This window comes from Arthrobacter zhaoxinii (assembly GCF_025244925.1).
Lineage (GTDB): Bacteria > Actinomycetota > Actinomycetes > Actinomycetales > Micrococcaceae > Arthrobacter_B > Arthrobacter_B zhaoxinii.
In genome coordinates this window covers 3,161,169-3,178,799 of sequence record NZ_CP104275.1, presented here as the reverse complement: position 1 = coordinate 3,178,799, position 17,631 = coordinate 3,161,169, and the positions used below count along the sequence as shown (strand labels likewise).

Genomic DNA, 17,631 nt, shown 5'->3' with positions numbered 1-17,631 from the left:
GCTGGGATCAGGCCCCCGCCACTCCGGCCCCGTTATAGGCCCGGGGCAACCGCTGCCGGGGACGGGCACGCACCAGGGTGGATGCTTCGCGGCGGGGACCCACGGTGTTGGTGATGGTGCCGATGCCCTCTACCGTCATGCTGACGGTGTCCCCGGTCTGCAGGGGAGGCGGCGTCTGGGAACCATGGCGGCCCCACAGCTCGGCCAGGCAGCCGCTGCCGCAGGTGCCCGATCCCAGCACATCGCCCGGCAGCACCACGGAGTCCTGGGAGGCGTAGGCCACCAGCTCGGCGAACGGCCAGCCCAGGTTGGAGAGCAGGTCCTCACCCACCCGGAAACCGTTGACGTCAACGCTCATCCGCAGCCCGAGGAAACCGTCGGCGTCGTGCCGGTGTGTGAATTCATCGGCGGTGACAATCCAGGGACCCAGGGTGCCGGCAAAGTCCTTCCCCTTGCAGGGACCCAGACTGACCTTCATTTCCCGGCGCTGCAGGTCCCGGGCGGACCAGTCGTTGAAGACCGTGTACCCGAAGATGTGCCGCTGCGCCTGCTCGGCGCTGAGGTTGGTGCCGCTGCTGCCGGGGACCCGGCCGATGACCGCGGCGACCTCCGTTTCGAAATCCAGCTGGCTGCAGCCGGCCGGAATGGGAATCTCTTCCCCCGTGGCGCGGACGGTGTGCGGATTGCTGAAGTAGAACGTGGGGGCCTGGTACCACTCCTCCATCACGCCGGCGGCGCCGTCGACGCTGATCCGCATGCCCTCGACGTGTTCCTCGAAGGCCACAAAGTCGCGCAGGGTGGCGGGCACCAGCGGAGCCAGGAGCACGACGCCGGACAGCGGGTGCGCCGCGCCGTCGCCGGTGAGCGCGGCTCCTCCGATGGTCCGTTCGGCGAGTGCCAGGGTCTCCTCCAGCCCGTCGTCGAGCAGATCGTTGACGGTCTGTCCGGCGGGCAGCGGGTAGGCCCGGTCCTCATGGATGAAGCCGGAGCGGACCTCCCCGCCGTCGTTCCAGCGTGCGATCTTAACCATCGTTTCCGTGTCCTTCCGTGCGCGGTGCGCTCATGGCCGGGGCGGAGGCCCGGTAGCCGGGCCGAATCCCCAGCACGTCAGCGTTGCCTGCGAGGATGTGCTGTTCCTCCTCAGGGATCAAGCCCGCGGCGCGGACCTCCCCTGTCGGGTCTTCCGAGCCCATGTCGAACGGATAGTCGGAGCCCAGCAGGATCCGGTCCGCCCCGGCGGCGCCGGCCAGGGCCCGCAGTTCGGCGGGACTGTGGGTGAGCGAGTCGAACCACAGGCGGCGCAGATAGGACGACGGCGGGGCGGCGCACCCATGTGCGTCCGGCCGGATCCGCCAGGCGTGGTCGGACCGGCCGAGCGTGCTGGGTAGGTACCCGCCGCCGTGCGCGGCCAGGAGCTGCAGCTTCGGATAGCGGTCCAGGACGCCGGAGAAGATCAGGTGAGAGAGCGCGACGGCGTTCTCCGCAGGCTGCGCCACGGTATTGGCCAGGTAGAACCGGTCCAGCCGCTCATCCAGCGAGCAGCCGAACGGATGCAGGAAAACCAGCGCGCCGAGTTCTTCGGCCCGGGCCCAGAAAGGTTCCAGCCGGGGGTCGGACAGTTCCACGGTCCCGGCGTTCGGTTCCTGCCCGGGAAGACGGTCAACGGCTGGCGCGTAGGAACCGATCTCGACCCCCAGCAGGCCGCAGTCCAGCACCGCGTGGTCCAGGGCGGCCACCATGGCTTCCGGGTGCTGCAGGGGAGCGAGCCCCAGTCCCGCCAGCCGGTCGGGGGCGGACGCCACCAGCTGCATAACGGCGGTGTTGGCCCGGCGGGCGATTTCCGCCCCAAGCACGGGACCGGCGAAGTAGTAATAGTGCGACGGCGAGGGGGACACCAGCTGCACGTCGACTCCCGCGGCATCCATGTCTGCGAGCCGACGGGACAGGTCCACCAGCCGCGGCCAGCGGTCCCGGATCATGGCGCCGGAGACTGCCAGCGATTCAGGTCCCTGCCGCCGGGCATCGAGCTCCTGCGCAGCGGCGAACTCCGCCGGAGCGCTGGCCGCCACGTACTCCTGCAGCGCCGGCAGCAGGACGTGGGCATGTACGTCCACCACCGGGGCGCCGGACTGCTGCCTGCTCATGCGGGCTGGCTTACGGCTGCCGCCACCGTTGCGATCACGCCCGGAACGTCGGCGTCCCGGATCTGCCCGTCGAGCATCCACTGCCCCAGCTGCACCGATCCCTGGATGACGATTCTGGCCCGCTCCAGCCGCCGCTCCGTGAAGGCTGCCCAGAGGCTGTCATCCAGTTCGTCGCGGCTGGTCAGCAGATCGGCCAGGACCGCCGCGTCCTCCACGGCCAGGGCAACACCCTGGGCAATGGTGGGAGGGCAGCTGTGCGCGGCGTCCCCGATGATCACGGCCCGGCCCCGGTTCCAGGGCCCGTCCACCAGATGGGTGGTGAACCGGGTGTAGTTGATCCTCGCACTGTGGTCCAGACTGGCCCGGATTTCCTTCCACGGCCCGCCGTAGGCCGCGGCGAGACCGGCCATGATCTGCGGTCCGTCCTCGACCCTGCGGTCCTGGGCATCCTCAACCAGGTAGGCGTACATGCTGTTCTGGCCGGTGGGGCAGTACCCGGCGATATAGCAGGGCCCGCCATAGGTCAGGTCGGTGCGGACCACATCGGCTGGCCGTTCCACGAACGCCCGCCAGATGCCCATCCCGGTGGGCTCCGGTTCGGTGGTGATACCGATCGCCGCACGCACTGCCGAGTGGAGCCCGTCCGCGCCGATCAGCAGGTCGTAGGCAAGGCGCTCGCCGTCGTCGGTAATGACCGTGACCGAACCGCCGTCCTGTTCCACGCCCTTGACCTTCCTGCCGTAGCTGATGCGGACTCCGGCGTCGGCGGCGCGGCGGCGGAGAGCGTCGGCGAGGTCCGGCCGGTACATCCCCAGCGTTGCGGGCAGGTCCGCCCCGCCGGTCCGGACGTCGTCAACCACGGAGAGCACGGTGCCCGCAGGATCCGGGGCGCGGAGGCCCAGCTCGCTGAAGGCGAAGCCCTTGGTGGCAATTTCCTCCCAGATGCCGAGCTGGCGGAAGATGCGCAGGGCGTTGCCCTGCAGGGTGATCCCGGACCCGAGCGGAGACGGACCGGATTCCTTCTCCAGGACTTCCACCTCCACGCCCGCGTCGGCCAGCAGAATCGCCGCCGTTAACCCGGCCGCGCCCGAACCGACAATGCCTACCTTGCTCACAGCTGCCATGATGCAAACTCCTTTGTTTTCATTCCGGCGGATTATGTAGCGGGTTACTTCACGGCGATGGGGTTGACCGGCGAGCCGACAGCCCCGGTGATGGGCAGGGGAGCGGCCGTCAGCAGAAAGTCGTACCGGCCGTCGGCGGCGCAGGACGCGGCAAGCTGCTCCGGATCCCACATTTCGCCCAGGAAGAGGCCGAGGTTGGGGATGGCGATCTGGTGCAGCGGCTGGAACGCCGTGTCGAATTCATTGGGCCGGACCTCGAAGCCCCACGTGTCGGTGGCTATCCCGGCGATCTCGCTCCGGTGCAGCCAGGGCGCCATGCCGAAGGACAGTCCCGGCGCCGGACCTCCTGCGTACTCGCCCCACCCCTGGCGCAGGGTTCGGGCGTATTGGCCGGTGCGCAGCACCACGATGTCCCCGCGCCGGATCGCCGAGCTGGGCCCCTGCTTCTCGATGGTGGCTTCGATGTCCCCGGCGGTGATGGCGTATCCGTCCGGCAGCTCGCCGTCGTCACTGCCCAGCGCGGGCCCGAGCGCCCGCCCGACGTCGAGCAGCACGCCGCGGGTGACGATCTGCGCCGCCGCGGTCTGGATCCCGGTGACCAGGTCCCCTTCGCTGGTCACCACCGAACCGGCGCGGCGTCCGTTCCAGGCCTTTCCACGGTCGAAAATGTGGCCGAGTCCGTCCCACTGCGTGGAACACTGCAGCGGCATGGCGATGTAGTCGTCGGCTCCGCCGATCCCGTGCGGAAACCCCTGGTCGCCGAACTCCGCATCGGTGCCGGTATCCGTCATGGTGTGCACCGGGTTGGTCCGGCGGCGCCAGCCCTTCTGGGGGCCGTTGGTGTCGAACGGCTGGGACAGGGAGAACGTCTGCCCCGTGCGGACCAGCCCGGCGGCCTCGACCCGCTTGGCCTCATCGATGAAATTCAGGGTGCCCAGGACATCGTCCGGTCCCCAGCGCCCCCAGTTGTTGTGCGCGGCGGCCATCGCCTCGATGCTCCCCAGCGCATCGTCCCGGCGGATCATTTCGCGGTCTTCGGCATTGACTCCGGTCACGGTGCCACCTCATCCCTGCAGTGCACGAGCTGCGTGCCCAGTCCGGTGATGGTGCCTTCCATAACGTCGCCGTCGCGGAGCATCCGGCCCCAGTGCGCTCCGTTGCCGGCCGGGCTGCCGGTCAGGACCAGGTCCCCGGGCAGCAGCGGCATCTGCTGGGAGGCATGCGAAATCAGCTGGGCCACGCTGAAGAGCATGTCCGCCGTCGATTCGGCCTGCATGGTGTCGCCGTTGAGCCGCAGGGTAACCATCAGGTCCTGCGGATCCTCGACGAACTTGGCCGGCAGCACCAGGGGACCGGTCGGCAGGAAACCCGGGGCGTTCTTGGACCGGTACCAGTCGCTGCCGATGGCCGGCATGTCCTTGCGGAACACAAGGTCTCTGGTGGTGATGTCATTGACCATCGTGTAGCCGAAGACGTAGTCCAGAGCCTCTTCGGGGCTCACGCGGAAGGCACGCCTGCCGACCACGGCAGCGAGTTCCAGTTCCCAGTCGTGGGCCCGGCTGTAGCCCGGGAGGACCAGGTCCTCGGTGGCGGAGGCCATCGCCGTCGGCAGGCCGATGAAGAAGTACGGGGTGCCCTCGGCTGCCCGCCGGTCCATCGTGGCCGCGGTCCGCGCGCGGATCTCCTCGTCGGTGCCCTCCCCGTCGCGGTGCGCCACCGCCAGGTCAATGACGTGCTGGCGGTAATTCGCGCCGGCCTGCAGGATCTGCTGCGGCCGCAGCGGAACGAGCACGGTGAGGTCCGCATAGTCCAGCCAGTCCGCGGAGTCGCCGGCAGCGCCTTCCGCCAGCCGGTCCAGCTGGCCCTCGGCCTTGTCCCAGTGCTCAATGACGGACTCCAGGGTGGGCTTTTCGTTGCCGGGCAGATCCAGATTCGCGTCGGTCAGCGGCAGCACACGGCCGGCGGATTCCAGGCCGGCCCGGGCATCGCCGGTGGCCGGGTCCCGGAAGGTGATCAGTGAATATGTCATCGCCTTAGCCCCGGCCATGCTGGGCGTAGGGGTTGATCAGGGCTTGTTTCATTTCGTCCGAGACGCCTTCCTCCGTGGCGGTGAACCCGTCCGCGAGCGGGAAGGATTCGGTCAGGGAATGCGGCATGCTCCCGTTGCGGTAGAAGTTATTCGAACCGAGGGAAGGCGTCCAGGTCCGCGGTTCCCAGTCCGGCACGTAGTTGCGGTAGCCGCCCGAATTCAGTTCCACCCGCAGCGCGCTCGGCTCCCGGAAGTACAGGAAGTTCTGCTCGCCGATGCCGTGGATGGAGGGTCCGTATTCCATCGGGGTGCCGTTTTCCATCAGCACGTCCGCTGCGCGGAGCAGGTCCTCGTGGGTGTCCACCCAGAAGGCAATATGGTTGACCCGGCCCGGCCGGCCCGAGGTATCCAGAACCACCCCGAGGTCGTGGGACTTTTCGTTGGTGGTGAGCACGGAGAAGACGGTGATCGGTGCCTCGTCCAGGGTGGTGAAGGCCATGATCCGGAAGCCCAGGGTGGTGCTGTACCAGTCGGCGAAGCCGCGGACGTCGCTGCTGGCGATGGTCACGTGGTCCAGGAAGCGGGGCGCGGCGGCGTGGCTGCTCCGGCGCTCGGGCCGGTCCGGATAGGTGGATTCGAAGCCGGGCTCGGCGACGTACTGCTCCACCTCATAGACCAGCTTCATGGGGTGCCCGTAGGGGCCGGTGAACTGGTACGCCTTGCCGTGGGCGTGCCCGCCCGGAACCCATTCGCCCTGCACTCCGGCGGCTTCCACGTTCGCCGCAGCCGCTTCCAGGGCCTCTGCGGAGGCGGTGCGCCAGGCCATGGCCGCCAGGGATGGTTCGTCTCCGGGGCGCACCACCAGGCTGTACCGGTAGTAGTCGCCCCAGCAGCGCAGGTAGGACGCGCCGTCGACGGAATCAACCAGGCGCATGCCGAACTTTTCCACGTAGAAACGCGTGGAGGCGTCAACGTCGGGGCTGGTGATTTCCAGGTGTGCCAGATGGGAGAGAAGTCGTTCCACAGGCGTACTCACATTCGTTAGTTGCTGAGCAATTCAGAACCTAACTGTGACGCCGATCATATATCCGCGGAAGCCTTCTTTTCCTATGTCAGGTATCCGTGCGGTGGATGGCCGGAGCGGGCCCGCGACGAAGGGCCCGGTCGACCTTCTCCACGCGGGCCCCTCGGCCTCATCGAGCGTTGAAGCCCGCGTCCACGGGGAGGGTAACACCGGTGATATACCGGGCGTCGTCGCTCACCAGGAAAGCAACCGCGTTGGAGATATCGACCGCCTCGACCCACGGAACAGGCATCAGGTTCTTGACCGCATCGCCGCTTCCCGGGTTGTCGGCGAACAGCTTCTCCAGGACCGGATTCTGGATCATGGGGGTCGCGACTCCCGTTGGGTGGATCGAGTTGACGCGGATGTTCTGCGGGCTGAGCCAGTTGGCGAACGATCTCATAAGCCCTACGACTCCGTGTTTGGCGGCGGCATAGCCGGTTCCGGCTCCACCGTTGCCGCCGGTTCCCTTGAGGCCCTGGGTGGAACTCGTCAGGACGATGGAGCCCGCCTGCTTCGCGATGAGGCTTGGCACAGCAGCAATCACCGTGTTGTAGACGCCGGTGAGGTTGACGTCGATGACATCGAGAAACGGCTGCTCGCGATCACCACTCAGTCCGATAGGTGCAATGCCTGCGTTGGCCAGGATGATGTCGATGGGGCCGACGGCAACCTCTCCCTCCTTGACCGCCTTCTCGAGCGCAGCGAGGTCGCGTACATCCGCCTGCTGGGCGAAGATACGGCGGTCGAGAGCTTCGACGAGGCGCACCGTCTCGGCAAGATCCTCCGGGGTCGCCATGTCGTATTCGACTGACTCAATCTGACTGCAGATGTCGACGGCAATGATGTCGGCACCCTCCTCCGCCAGCTTGATAGCGTGGCTTCGGCCCTGGCCTCGTGCCGCACCGGTGATGAATGCTACTTTTCCGTCGAGCTTGCCCATGAGGGACTCCTTCATCCTTCGTCGCGTCAGGAAACGCCGTTGATTCCCGACAGTGCCCGACAAGCTAACATGCGTTGCCATCCGGTGGGGAGCAGAAGGTACTCGATTTTCACCGGGCCGCTTTTAGCCGGCCGAACGCGCCGGTGCGGTGGCCCAGAACGCCAGCGCGGCCACCGGCAGCACCACGCCCAGGCCGGTGAACAGCTCCAGCGCCACCGGGCCCTGCCCGCTCACGACGCCGGTGAGCATCATGGTGACGGTGATCGAGGACAGCATAAACACCGGCACCAGCGCCACCAGCAGGGCGGTGCCGGCGGCGCGGACTCCGGCCCGCCGTCGTCGTACCGCCACCCACAGCGCCGGCAGCACCAGCGCGATCCAGACCCAGTGGTGGAACCAGGAAATCGGGGAGATCGCGAGCATCACGACGGCGTTCGCGCTGATGGCCGCCACCGTGTCGCCGCGGGCGTCCGAGCGGCGGATCGCGAAAAAGCCCAGGACGACGACGGCGGCCGAGGCCAGCAGCCAGAGCGGACGCTGCAGCGCCTCGGGGGTGCCCAGATGCGCGAGCAGGGAATTCAGCGACACGTTGTACATGTCCGTGGTGTCCCCGACGCGGGTGGAATCGAAGAGGGAGTCGAGCCAGAACGTGCGGGACTGCTCCGGGGACGCCAGCCAGCCGACGGCAATGGTGGCGGCAAACGCGGCGCCCATGGTCAGGATGGCGCGCCAGTCGCGGCGGACCAGGAAAATCAGCCCGAACGCCAGCGGCGTGAGCTTGATGCCCGCGGCCAGGCCGATCAGGAGCCCGCGCGGGAACTTGGACGACGCCGGACGGAGCAGATCCGCGACAATCAGGAGCATGAGCATCGGGTTGATCTGGCCGAAGCCTAGACCTTCCCGCCACGGCCCGAGCACCCCGATCAGCAGGGTGGCGAGGACGGCGACGCCGGCGCTGCCGCCCAGGACGGTGTGCAGCTTCGGCGGCAGCACCTTGTTCTCCTGCAGATAGCGGGCGGCGAGGAACGCGGTCAGCACCAGGCAGAGGCACGACGTCGCGGTCAGCAGGACCAGCCCGACGGCCTCGGGCAGGACCGCGAACGGTGTCAGCAGCAGGGCGGCGAAGGGCGGATAGGTGAACGGCAGGCCGCGGGTGTCCGTCTGGACCAGGCTCGGGTCATAGAGCCGGTGCTCGCCCAGGCCCAGGAACGCCCGCGCTCCCTCGCGGTACACGGTGAAATCCAGGCCGTGGATCTGCGCGCCGAGAACCACCAGGACCAGGGCAGCGGGCAGGCCCAGGGCGAACCAGAGAATCCGGGTGCGGGTACTGGGTGCCGGGTCCGCGCGGGAGTCCGCCGTTGATAAGGCCATGCCTGCCAGTTTAGACGGCGGCGTTCCGGCGGTTTGTCGGAGTGCTCCTCATTCTTTGCGCGGCCCGGGAGGCTCTATCCTTTCATCACCGACTCCAGGACGGCCTGGAATCCCTGGCCCACCCGGATTCTCACGGTGCCCTCGTCGGAGACCTCGGTCAGCTGCTCGTAACCGGTTCCGTTCCACCAGTAGACGTGCGGGCTCACCGGGCCGGGGGAATCGCTGTATCCCGCGGCGGTGAAGGAGGCCATCCCGTTGACGGCTCCGATGACGGACGAGTCCTCGATGACATGCCACGCCACCTGATGCCGGTTAGGGACACTCATCAGCCAGCCGAACTCGCCGCGGACCCGCTTGCCGGTGAGTTCCGTGGCCAGCGAGGGAAGGAGTATGGCCCTGCTTGCGGTGTAGAAGGATGAGCCGATCAGGGCACTAAATGAACCGCCTCCAGGCGGGGTGAGGGTCTCCAGCCGTTCCACCTTCAATGCCCGCAGGTTCGCAATCCCCTGCTGTCGGAGCGCTTCCCACCCGCCGAAGGTCCTGGCGTTTTCATGCCGGAACGTCGCAACCGTGTCCGGAAGGTCGAGTGCCAGCATTTCGATCACGCCCGGCGCGAACTCCCGGTGGGGGTGGCCGTCCAAGGGTGGAAGGGCGGATTCTTCATAGAGGCGGGCGAAGGTCCGGGCGGGTATCTCCGCAGGAGGAACGATGTCGAACGGGTCTGGTCCGTCGAAGCCCGTCAGCAGGCGTTGGAGATGGGCGGCTATCAGGCTCCGCCAAACGGTCCGCGGCTCCGGATTGCAGATGGCGGCAATGTTCCAGAAACCATACTTGCGTCCTGAGCTATCCTCCGCGTGATCCGGATAAATGCCAACTTCCAGCCCCAGCTCGGCAAAAACCTCCCGGGCCAGCATCCGGAACTCATGCGCGGTGGAAGCCGACATGAACGTTAGGTACGAATCCGGAGTTTCCGTTCCGGCAGGCTTGTTCCGAAAAATATCCACACGGACCCACTTTCATAGACGGCCAACCGTAATTTCCAGGGACGGGATCAGCCTAGGGACTTCCGGGTCCCTTTCCGGGAATAGACATTCGGTGTTCGTCCAGTATTTTCCGGGTCCGACCGCCCCGCCGGTAGGGAAGCCCTGGCTGTGGAAAACCTCAGCAGCCGACCCGCAAGCGGAGGGCAAACCATCAGGTGTCCAACTTGGCCAGCAGTGCTGCCAGCACCTCCCGCTCGCCGCCGTCCAGGCCGTCCAGCAGCCGGTGTTCGGTGGCCACGTGGTCCGGAAGGGCGGCGTCGACGGCGGCCCGGCCGGCGTCGGTCAGGGTCACCTGCTTGCCGCGCCGGTCCGAGGAACTCGGGGAGCGCAGCACGTATCCCTGTGCCTCCAGCCGGTTCAGCCGCTGGGCAATGGCGCTCGAGGTGACCATGGAACTGGCGGTCAGCTCTTTGGGGCTGAGCGTGTACGGCTCGCCGGAGCGGCGCAGTGTGGCCAAGACGTCGAAGGAGGCCGCATCCAGGCCGTGTTGGGCAAAGGTTGCCGCCAGCTGTTCATCGAACCGGCGGGAAACCCGGGACAGCCGGCCGACGACGGCCATGGGTGACACGTCCAGGTCCGGCCGTTCCGCCGCCCACTGCCCAAGAACCATGCCCACGTGATCACTCATGGAAGCACCCTAGCAATTACCTAAGCACTTAGCTATGTTGGCTAAGTGCTTAGCAAAACCGGAACTCTGACCGCGACGACGGCCCTGGCGCCGATTGTCTGGGGTACCACCTATATCGTGGCCGCAGAGCTGCTGCCGCCGGACCGCCCGCTGCTGGCCGCCCTGCTGCGTTCGCTGCCCGCGGGCCTGCTGCTGCTCCTGCTGGTCCGGCGGCTGCCCCGGGGCGGTTGGTGGTGGCGCTCCGCGGTACTGGGGATCCTGAACATCGGCCTGTTCTTCGCCCTGCTGTTTGTGACCGCGTACCGGCTGCCCGGCGGTGTTGCTGCCACCGTGGGTGCGGTGCAGCCGTTGCTGGTCGCACTGTTTGCCTCTCGGTGGATCGGCGAACGCCTGACCGGACGGAAGCTGGCTGCGGGGGTAGCCGGGCTGGCCGGCGTCGGGCTGTTGGTGCTGCAGGCGCAGGCGCGGCTGGATGCCCTGGGTGTGGCGGCAGCGCTTGGGGGAGCGGTCGCGATGGCGGCCGGGGTGGTCCTTACCAAGAAGTGGGGCACGCCGGACACGCTGCTGGCGGCCACGTCCTGGCAGCTGGTGGCCGGCGGATTGTTCCTGCTGCCGATTGCCCTGCTGGCGGAGGGGCTGCCGCCCGCACTGACCGGCGTCAACGTTGCCGGATACGCCTACCTCGGTGTCATTGGCACGGCGCTGGCCTACTGCCTCTGGTTCCGCGGCCTGCACCGGCTGCCCGCGTCAAGTACGGCGCTGCTGGGGCTCCTCAGTCCGGTGGTCGCGGCCGCTGCCGGCTGGCTGCTCGCCGGGCAGTCGCTCAGTCCCGGTCAGTGCCTGGGCGCGGCGATAGTCCTGGCCACCCTGGTGCTGGCCGGGCCGGCCGGACATCGGCGTGCCACCGCCGCGTCGGTGCACCCACGTGATGTGCTGGGCCGGTCAGTTACCCGACGCTGAAGTGAGGTCCCGTGTTCACCGGCCTGTCCGCCTTTCCCCTGACCCCTGTCATCAATGACATCGTCGATCTGGACCTCTTCGCTGCGCTGGTCCGCCGGGCGGCGGAGGCGGGAGCGGATTCCATCGGCGCCCTGGGTTCCACCGGCAGCTACGCCTACCTGTCCCGGGAAGAACGACGCCGCGTGGCGGAGGCCGCGGTCCAGGCCGCCGGCGAGGTGCCGGTGATAGTTGGCATCGGTGCCCTGCGCACCTCCGACGTGCTGCGCGGAGCGGAGGATGCACAGAACGCCGGGGCCGCCGGGCTGCTGCTCGCGCCGGTGTCCTACCAGCCGCTGACCGAGAATGAAGTGGCCGACCTGTTTGAAGCGGTGTCCGCGGCCAGTTCGGTGCCCATCTGCATCTATGACAATCCGACCACCACCCGGTTCGCCTTCACGGATGAGCTGTATGCCCGGATAGGGGCCCTGCCGCACGTCGAAGCCGTGAAGATTCCGCCGCGCCCCGTTGCAGAGGCAGCCGACCGAATCCGGCAGGTCCGGGCCGTGCTACCCGCAAAGGTTGCGCTGGGCGTCAGCGGCGACGGGTTCTCCGGCCCGGCCCTGAGCGCCGGAGCGGACGTCTGGTTCAGTGTTCTGGGCGGCACGCTGCCGGACCGGGCGCTCGCGATCACCCGCGCCGCACAGGCGGGGGATGCCGGCACCGTCCGGAAGCTGTCGGAGGAGCTGGAACCGCTCTGGAACCTGTTCGCGGAGTTCGGCAGCCTGCGTGTGATTTCGGCGATTGCCGCGCAGCTGGGCCTGCTGCCGCAGGACAATCTGCCGGCACCGCTGCAGCCGCTTGGGGAAGCAGTGCAGGGCCGGCTCGCGCTGGTGCTCAGCGACCTGGAACTGGTTTAGCCAGGACTAGCGCCGGCGCCGGTGCCCGCCGCTCGGGCGGGCACCGGCGTCGGGGAGGGGCTAACGGCCGGTGAGTTCGCGGGCAGTGTCAGCAAGCTCGGCGATTCGGGGGTTGGATTTCTCCAGCTCCGCCGCGTGCTCGGCGACGACCTCTTTCTTGGTTTCTAGGATCACGCCGGCGAACTCATCCCGCACGCCTGTTTCCAGGGAGCAGTTGTAGTACTTCACGGCCAGGGCCGCTTCGGCGGGAGTAGGTGCATAGGTGATTTCGACGTCGGCCGGAATGATCTCCACCCCGGACGTCTTCTTCGGGCCGCTGCGCTCCGGATATTCCACCGGTGCACCGAGCTCGACCTCCGACGTGAAGCCGTACAGCTTGTCGGATGCCGGCGTCACCGGTTCCCCGGCGTCGACTAGGCACTGGACCACTTCCTGCTGGAGGGGTGCCAGTGCCTCAAACGTCCGGTCGGCCAGGCCGCCGGCCAGCTTGCTGCTGAGCCGGTTGTAATCAACGAGGCTCTGCTCGGCGTCTTTCCCCAGTGCTGCCCAGGCCTTCGTGTTGCAGGCTTCGGCGACGGCCTCGAAGGCGTCATCGTGCACAAAGACCTTGGCCGGCGACGGGTCGGATTGTTCACCGCGGAGGCCGCTGCCCGTAGCGTCCTGCACGCTGTCGAAGAACCCGTCCGCGACGGTCAGCTGGTCCAGCAGATCAGCACGCCACTGCACTGCCGGTTCCTCGGGGATGAAGGACTCGTATTCCGGGTAGCCGTTGTCCGTGTAGCACTGGAAGCGGAGGACATCCTGGGCAAAGTGGATGGCGTCCATGTCTTCGGCCAGATAGATCTCGTACGGGTCGGCGGAGGAATCCGCGACCGGGGTCAGTGCTGCCTCGGCCGCGCAGCCGGTGAGCGCGGCGGCTCCGAAGGCGAGAGCCCCGAGGCCGGCCAGGAAACGACGACGGCGGGCCGGGACGCCGGGTGCGGCGGCGGAGGATGCGGACGGGACAGGGTAGAAGCGGTTGCGGTTCATGGGATGCCTTTCGAGACTGAAGCCAGGGCGGTGCCGGACCAGCTCATCGGGAGCATGTCCGTAGAACAACAGCGGTTATCAGGTGGAACAGGCGGTTCTGTGCAGGAAGTGTTGATGCGCGGTTCAGGCGGGTCGGAGCCGCCGGGACCGGAGCTGCCGGCCGGCGGAGGTGAGTGCTGCCGTGGCCAGGGCCAGTACGAGGAAGAAGCCCCATTCCCAGTGGGTGGCAGCGGGGCCGGCCAGGCCCGCACCGGCAAGCCACGTCTCCAGGGAATTCCCGGACCAGAGCCGGACCAGCAGCGGCACGGCGGCCACAGCCAGGCCAGCAGTCCAGGGGATCAGACGGGTTCCGCTGACCAGGACCATTCCAACCGTCAGCATCAGTGCCGCCGCTGCCAGCGTCAGGGACCGGGCGTCGACGGCCAGCACGCTGGCGGGATCGTAGAAGAACAGTGCGGAGCCACCGGCCAGCCGGCTTACGGCCAGCAGCAGACCCGCCAGCGAGGCACCGGCCGTGACGGCAGCCAGCAGGACACGGCGGGAAGGGCTGGCAGCGGGATTGCCGATGAGGGCCAGCAGCGCCAGGCCGCTCAGCACCAGCATGGGAGTGAGCGGCGGTGCGAGGATTCCCGTCACCGCGCCGGAGAGGGGAATCAACGGAGCAGTGGCTGCCGCGCTGAGGTGCAGGGTCCGGCGCAGTTGTGCCCGGCCGGCCAGCGCGGCAACAAATCCGGCGAGCAGTGCCAGATAAACCGCTGCGGCCGCCGTCGTGAACGGTCCCGCGGCCAGGAACGCCTCCCCGAAGCCCTCGCCGGTGGGCCGCCAGCGCAGCGTGCCCGGCCGGACCCACGGACCCCATTCGCCCAGCAACGTCAGGGTGAGCGCAAGGTAGGTGGCCAGCACCGTGGCGGTGAAGGCGATGCCGTTGCGGCGCCGCCTGCCCACGCTGCCGAGCAGTTCGAGCCCGCGGGTTGCCAGCCCGTTGCCCACGAGGTTGAACAGTTCCGCAGGGGTGGCCTTGGTGCGCTGCTCGGAACGGGCGACGTAGAGCAGCACGCCGATCAGTTCCTCGCCCTGCTCCCGGCGCCAGCGGCGCGGGTAGGCGCCCAGCGCCCGGGTGTAAGCGGCCTCCAGCTTGGAGGTTCCGCCGGTCATGCTCCGGCCTGCGCTGCACGCAGCCGCAGCTTGGACATTGCCTGCCGGGCGTTGGCTGCCAGTCGGTCTGCTTCCCGAGCGAGGGTGACGGCGCCGACGTCGGTAATCCGGTAGTAGCGGCGGGCGCGGCCGTCCACCACGTCCTCGCCGGAAATCTCCACCAGCCCGTCCTCCCGCAGCCGGTCCAGCACGCCGTAGAGGGTGCCGGGCTGCAGCTTTACCCGGCCGCCGGACAGGTCCTTCGTCTCGGCGATCAGGGCGTAGCCGTGCTTGGGGCCGTCGGCCAGGGCCGAGAGGACCAGAAAGGTCGGTTCGCGCATCTCATGCTTGCTCATGCCCAGAACGATAGTCAGAAAAACTGAATATAAGGAAGAAAAGGATATAACGGTTGGGTCACGGTTGGCCGGAGTCGAAACCGTATCGACTCAGGGGCCCGAAAAAACGCGGCAGGAAGCTCTTGCTTATATTCATGTCACATACATATATTGCTTCCATGACCACCCGCGAGATGCGCGAACCCACTTTCCTGATCCTCACTGCGTTGGCCAGGGGCAGGCATCACGGCTATTCCATGCTGAGTGAAACCAAAAAACTCTCCGGCGGGAGAGTGGCGCTCAAACCTGGCAGCCTCTATACAACGCTGGACCGGCTCCAGGAGGAGGGTCTGGTGCGGGACGACGGCGAGGAAGTAGTGGCCGGGCGGCTCCGCCGCTACTACGCGCTGACTGACAGCGGGGCGGACGCCTTGAAAAGAGAGGCCGATCGAATGGAAGCAGCCGCAGATGCCGCCCGGCAGAGCCTGCGCATCAGGACCAAAGGGGCACTGGCATGAGCGAGGCGGCATTGGAGCGTTATTACCGGCGGGCGCTGTGGGCCTACCCTGCCAGCTGGCGCGCTCGGCACGGTGAGGAATTCCTGGGGGTGTTGCTCGACGTCGCCACAGGTGAGGGGAGAAGGAAGCCAACCCGATCCGAGCTTATCCACCTGTCGTTGCACGGGACCGCTGCGCGCGTAAACCAGGTTCTGCCGGGCCGCCGCCGGGACAGGGTGGCGGCCATCGGGACCATCGGCGGTACGGTGCTCGCGCTGGTGATGATGGTCCTCGGCGAGTTGGGGCGGTGGTTCCGCTGGAACAGCTACAACCTGGTGGACCATCCGTTCGGAGCGTTCACCACTCCCGCTGTGATCGCTTTTGTCCTGACTATCATGGCGTTCGCAACCCTCGCTGCGGGACGGCACACTATTGCAAAGGTCCTGCATGCGGCTGCCGCGGCAACGAGCATCGCCCTGGCGGTCGTCCTCGGCGTCACGGATCCCGCCATCCCCGTGCATCCCTTGGTGTTCAGTTTCTTTGGAACCGCGAATTTGCTGGCCCTGCTCGGCAATCCCGTCCGGACTTCGTTGTTGCGGAAGCTTGTACTCATCGGTGCACCCCTGCTTGGCGTCTTCATTACCCTCACCAGCTATCTACAGGGCGGCGGAGCTCAGCGCACCTTCTGGGGTGGCCCCTACCTCATCAACGACCAGCGGTTGGCGTGGTGGTTCCTGGAACTGGTGGTGCTTGCTGCCCTGCTTGCCGCTACCGGGCCGAAAGCGCGCCCCTGGGCTTGCCTGGTCCTCATCCCTCTGGCTTCCCTCCCGCTTTCCGGCCTGTTCCTCAGTCTCGGCGGCAACAGCACCATAGGGTTGATCGGGATCCAGCCCGTAATCTTCTACGTCAGTTGCTCAATAGTTGGCGTCGTGGGTGCGTGGGTGGCCTGGAAACGGCCCGTGCTGAGCTTCGCCGGCCGGAACACCACGCCTGCCGGCTAGTCCGGTGTGCCCACGACATTGCGTTACTTTTCGCGGGTCCTTAATTGCCGGAAAAACCGGATAAGCTGTCTTTCATATACGCTAAGCACGCTTAGCATATGCCGGCCACCAGCCGGAAATTCTGAACCAGCGGATTCGCATCCCAGCCAAAGGCGGGGGAGCGAATCCGGTGCTTTTCTGCATCCCAAACAGTGTCTCGGCATCTACTGCCGGGGCGGGAATCCGGTGCCGCGTTCCTCCCCGGGGCGCGGCCGGAGTCTGCGGATGCAGGGGTTTTGGTTAATATGACATGGACTTTGTCCGCCGATATGAGAGTGAATTATGGAAGACGCCCTTATGACGGGTACCAGCGTGGATTCGAGTGGAGAAGGCAAACGGCCAGCTGGCCCGGCCCGCCAGCGGCATCTCAGCGACTTCACCGCTTTGACCCGCCAGGTCCAGGAAGCCGGCTATATGCGCCGGAATTACGGCTATTACTGGGCCAAGCTGATCGGAGTAACCCTGATGGGCCTGGTGCTGGCCCTGGCTTTCATCCTGCTCGGGGATACCTGGTGGCAGATGGTGACCGCGGTGGTGCTGGCGTTGCTGATGACACAGATCGCGTTTCTGGGCCACGATGCCGCACACCGGCAGATCTTCGTGTCGCCGAAGTGGAATGAGTGGGTCTCACTGATCGTGGTCAATCTCTTCGCCGGCATGGGCCTTGGCTGGTGGAATGCAAAACACAGCAAGCATCACGCTGCACCGAACAAAATCGGCACCGATCCGGACATCGCCCCCGGCGTGCTGGCCTTCACCCCCGAGGCAGCCGAAGCGCGCACGAACCGTGTCACGCGCTGGCTTGCCACGAAACAGGGTTACTTTTTCTTCCCGCTGCTCCTGCTCGAGGGAGTCAACCTGCATGTGCAGGGCATCAAGCGGGTACTGGGAAAGGGCCGGATCAAGCGGCGGTGGGTGGAACTTAGCTTCATCGCCGTGCGCCTGGTCAGTTATGTGGTGCTGGTCTTCCTCGTGCTTTCACCGGGCAAGGGTGCAGCGTTCATCGGCGTCCAACTCGCCGTATTCGGGCTGTATATGGGTATTTCCTTCGCCCCGAACCACATCGGCATGCCCATCGCACCCCGGGAAGCGGGCATCGATTTCCTGCGCCGGCAGGTATTGATGAGCCGCAACATCACCGGAGGCCGGTGGGTGGATACCTTTATGGGAGGACTGAACTTCCAGGTTGAACACCACCTGTTCCCCTCCATGTCCCGCCCGAATCTGCGAAAAGTCGCCCCGCTGGTCCGCCAGCACTGTGATCAGCTGGGTGTGAAGTACACCGAAACCGCGTTTGGCCAATCCCTGCGGGACGTCACCGCCTATATCAACAGGGTGGGCCGCGGCGGGGTCGATACGTGGGCCTGCCCGCTGGCCAGCACGCACCGCGTGTAA

At 67.0% G+C, this 17,631-nt stretch carries 18 protein-coding genes; 5 read left to right on the top strand and 13 right to left on the bottom strand.

The features are described from left to right. Positions 1-7: 7 nt before the first annotated feature. The 10 genes from N2K95_RS14815 to N2K95_RS14770 all read right to left on the bottom strand — a co-directional run bounded on the left by N2K95_RS14815 (position 8) and on the right by N2K95_RS14770 (position 10,345). Positions 8-1,030 carry a fumarylacetoacetate hydrolase family protein gene (locus tag N2K95_RS14815; protein WP_260652160.1) on the bottom strand — a complete coding sequence of 341 codons (1,023 nt, stop codon included), beginning with the start codon at positions 1,028-1,030 and terminating at the stop codon, positions 8-10. After that, positions 1,023-2,144 carry an amidohydrolase family protein gene (locus N2K95_RS14810; protein WP_260652159.1) on the bottom strand — a complete coding sequence of 374 codons (1,122 nt, stop codon included), beginning with the start codon at positions 2,142-2,144 and terminating at the stop codon, positions 1,023-1,025. Before N2K95_RS14810 ends, N2K95_RS14815 begins: the two co-directional genes overlap by 8 nt. Further along, positions 2,141-3,268, bottom strand: coding sequence for an FAD-dependent monooxygenase (locus N2K95_RS14805; protein WP_260652158.1), 1,128 nt, complete (start codon positions 3,266-3,268; stop codon positions 2,141-2,143). The genes N2K95_RS14810 and N2K95_RS14805 overlap by 4 nt, the downstream gene beginning before the upstream one ends. A gap of 44 nt (positions 3,269-3,312) precedes the next feature. Beyond that, the gene (locus N2K95_RS14800) at positions 3,313-4,293 is read right to left on the bottom strand and encodes a cyclase family protein (protein ID WP_260653833.1); all 981 of its coding nucleotides are present in this window, start codon (positions 4,291-4,293) and stop codon (positions 3,313-3,315) included. A gap of 26 nt (positions 4,294-4,319) precedes the next feature. Then, a complete protein-coding gene (locus tag N2K95_RS14795) occupies positions 4,320-5,297 on the bottom strand; it encodes a fumarylacetoacetate hydrolase family protein (RefSeq protein ID WP_260652157.1) in 978 nt (325 codons plus the stop codon). 4 nt (positions 5,298-5,301) lie between these two features. Continuing rightward, positions 5,302-6,321: a VOC family protein gene (locus N2K95_RS14790; protein WP_260653832.1), complete on the bottom strand. Its 1,020-nt coding sequence runs from the start codon at positions 6,319-6,321 to the stop codon at positions 5,302-5,304. Positions 6,322-6,490: 169 nt separating this feature from the next. Then, the gene (locus N2K95_RS14785; protein ID WP_260652156.1) at positions 6,491-7,303 is read right to left on the bottom strand and encodes a mycofactocin-coupled SDR family oxidoreductase; all 813 of its coding nucleotides are present in this window, start codon (positions 7,301-7,303) and stop codon (positions 6,491-6,493) included. 123 nt (positions 7,304-7,426) lie between these two features. Continuing rightward, the gene (locus N2K95_RS14780) at positions 7,427-8,674 is read right to left on the bottom strand and encodes a glycosyltransferase 87 family protein (RefSeq protein WP_260652155.1); all 1,248 of its coding nucleotides are present in this window, start codon (positions 8,672-8,674) and stop codon (positions 7,427-7,429) included. Positions 8,675-8,748: 74 nt separating this feature from the next. Further along, complete coding sequence (locus N2K95_RS14775; protein ID WP_260652154.1) at positions 8,749-9,618, bottom strand: hypothetical protein; 870 nt, start codon at positions 9,616-9,618, stop codon at positions 8,749-8,751. Positions 9,619-9,868: 250 nt separating this feature from the next. Next, positions 9,869-10,345 carry a MarR family winged helix-turn-helix transcriptional regulator gene (locus N2K95_RS14770; RefSeq protein WP_260652153.1) on the bottom strand — a complete coding sequence of 159 codons (477 nt, stop codon included), beginning with the start codon at positions 10,343-10,345 and terminating at the stop codon, positions 9,869-9,871. A 45-nt stretch (positions 10,346-10,390) separates the two neighbouring features. Here N2K95_RS14770 and N2K95_RS14765 point away from each other — a divergent pair, with 45 nt between their 5' ends. Beyond that, the gene (locus N2K95_RS14765; protein WP_260652152.1) at positions 10,391-11,305 is read left to right on the top strand and encodes an EamA family transporter; all 915 of its coding nucleotides are present in this window, start codon (positions 10,391-10,393) and stop codon (positions 11,303-11,305) included. A gap of 11 nt (positions 11,306-11,316) precedes the next feature. Further along, complete coding sequence (locus N2K95_RS14760; protein ID WP_260652151.1) at positions 11,317-12,201, top strand: dihydrodipicolinate synthase family protein; 885 nt, start codon at positions 11,317-11,319, stop codon at positions 12,199-12,201. Between the two features lie 60 nt (positions 12,202-12,261). Here the strand turns inward: N2K95_RS14760 and N2K95_RS14755 are convergent, their stop codons facing one another. The 3 genes from N2K95_RS14755 to N2K95_RS14745 all read right to left on the bottom strand — a co-directional run bounded on the left by N2K95_RS14755 (position 12,262) and on the right by N2K95_RS14745 (position 14,720). Continuing rightward, positions 12,262-13,230, bottom strand: coding sequence for a hypothetical protein (locus tag N2K95_RS14755; RefSeq protein WP_260652150.1), 969 nt, complete (start codon positions 13,228-13,230; stop codon positions 12,262-12,264). 123 nt (positions 13,231-13,353) lie between these two features. Then, entirely contained in the window at positions 13,354-14,385 is a 1,032-nt protein-coding gene (locus N2K95_RS14750; RefSeq protein ID WP_260652149.1) for a hypothetical protein, read from the bottom strand. Continuing rightward, entirely contained in the window at positions 14,382-14,720 is a 339-nt protein-coding gene (locus N2K95_RS14745; protein WP_260652148.1) for a PadR family transcriptional regulator, read from the bottom strand. Before N2K95_RS14745 ends, N2K95_RS14750 begins: the two co-directional genes overlap by 4 nt. A 158-nt stretch (positions 14,721-14,878) precedes the next feature. Here N2K95_RS14745 and N2K95_RS14740 point away from each other — a divergent pair, with 158 nt between their 5' ends. The 3 genes from N2K95_RS14740 to N2K95_RS14730 all read left to right on the top strand — a co-directional run bounded on the left by N2K95_RS14740 (position 14,879) and on the right by N2K95_RS14730 (position 17,631). After that, on the top strand, positions 14,879-15,217 hold the full coding sequence (locus N2K95_RS14740; RefSeq protein ID WP_260652147.1) for a PadR family transcriptional regulator: 339 nt from the start codon (positions 14,879-14,881) through the stop codon (positions 15,215-15,217). Beyond that, entirely contained in the window at positions 15,214-16,197 is a 984-nt protein-coding gene (locus N2K95_RS14735; protein ID WP_260652146.1) for a hypothetical protein, read from the top strand. The genes N2K95_RS14740 and N2K95_RS14735 overlap by 4 nt, the downstream gene beginning before the upstream one ends. Before the next feature lie 336 nt (positions 16,198-16,533). Beyond that, positions 16,534-17,631: a fatty acid desaturase family protein gene (locus tag N2K95_RS14730; RefSeq protein WP_260652145.1), complete on the top strand. Its 1,098-nt coding sequence runs from the start codon at positions 16,534-16,536 to the stop codon at positions 17,629-17,631.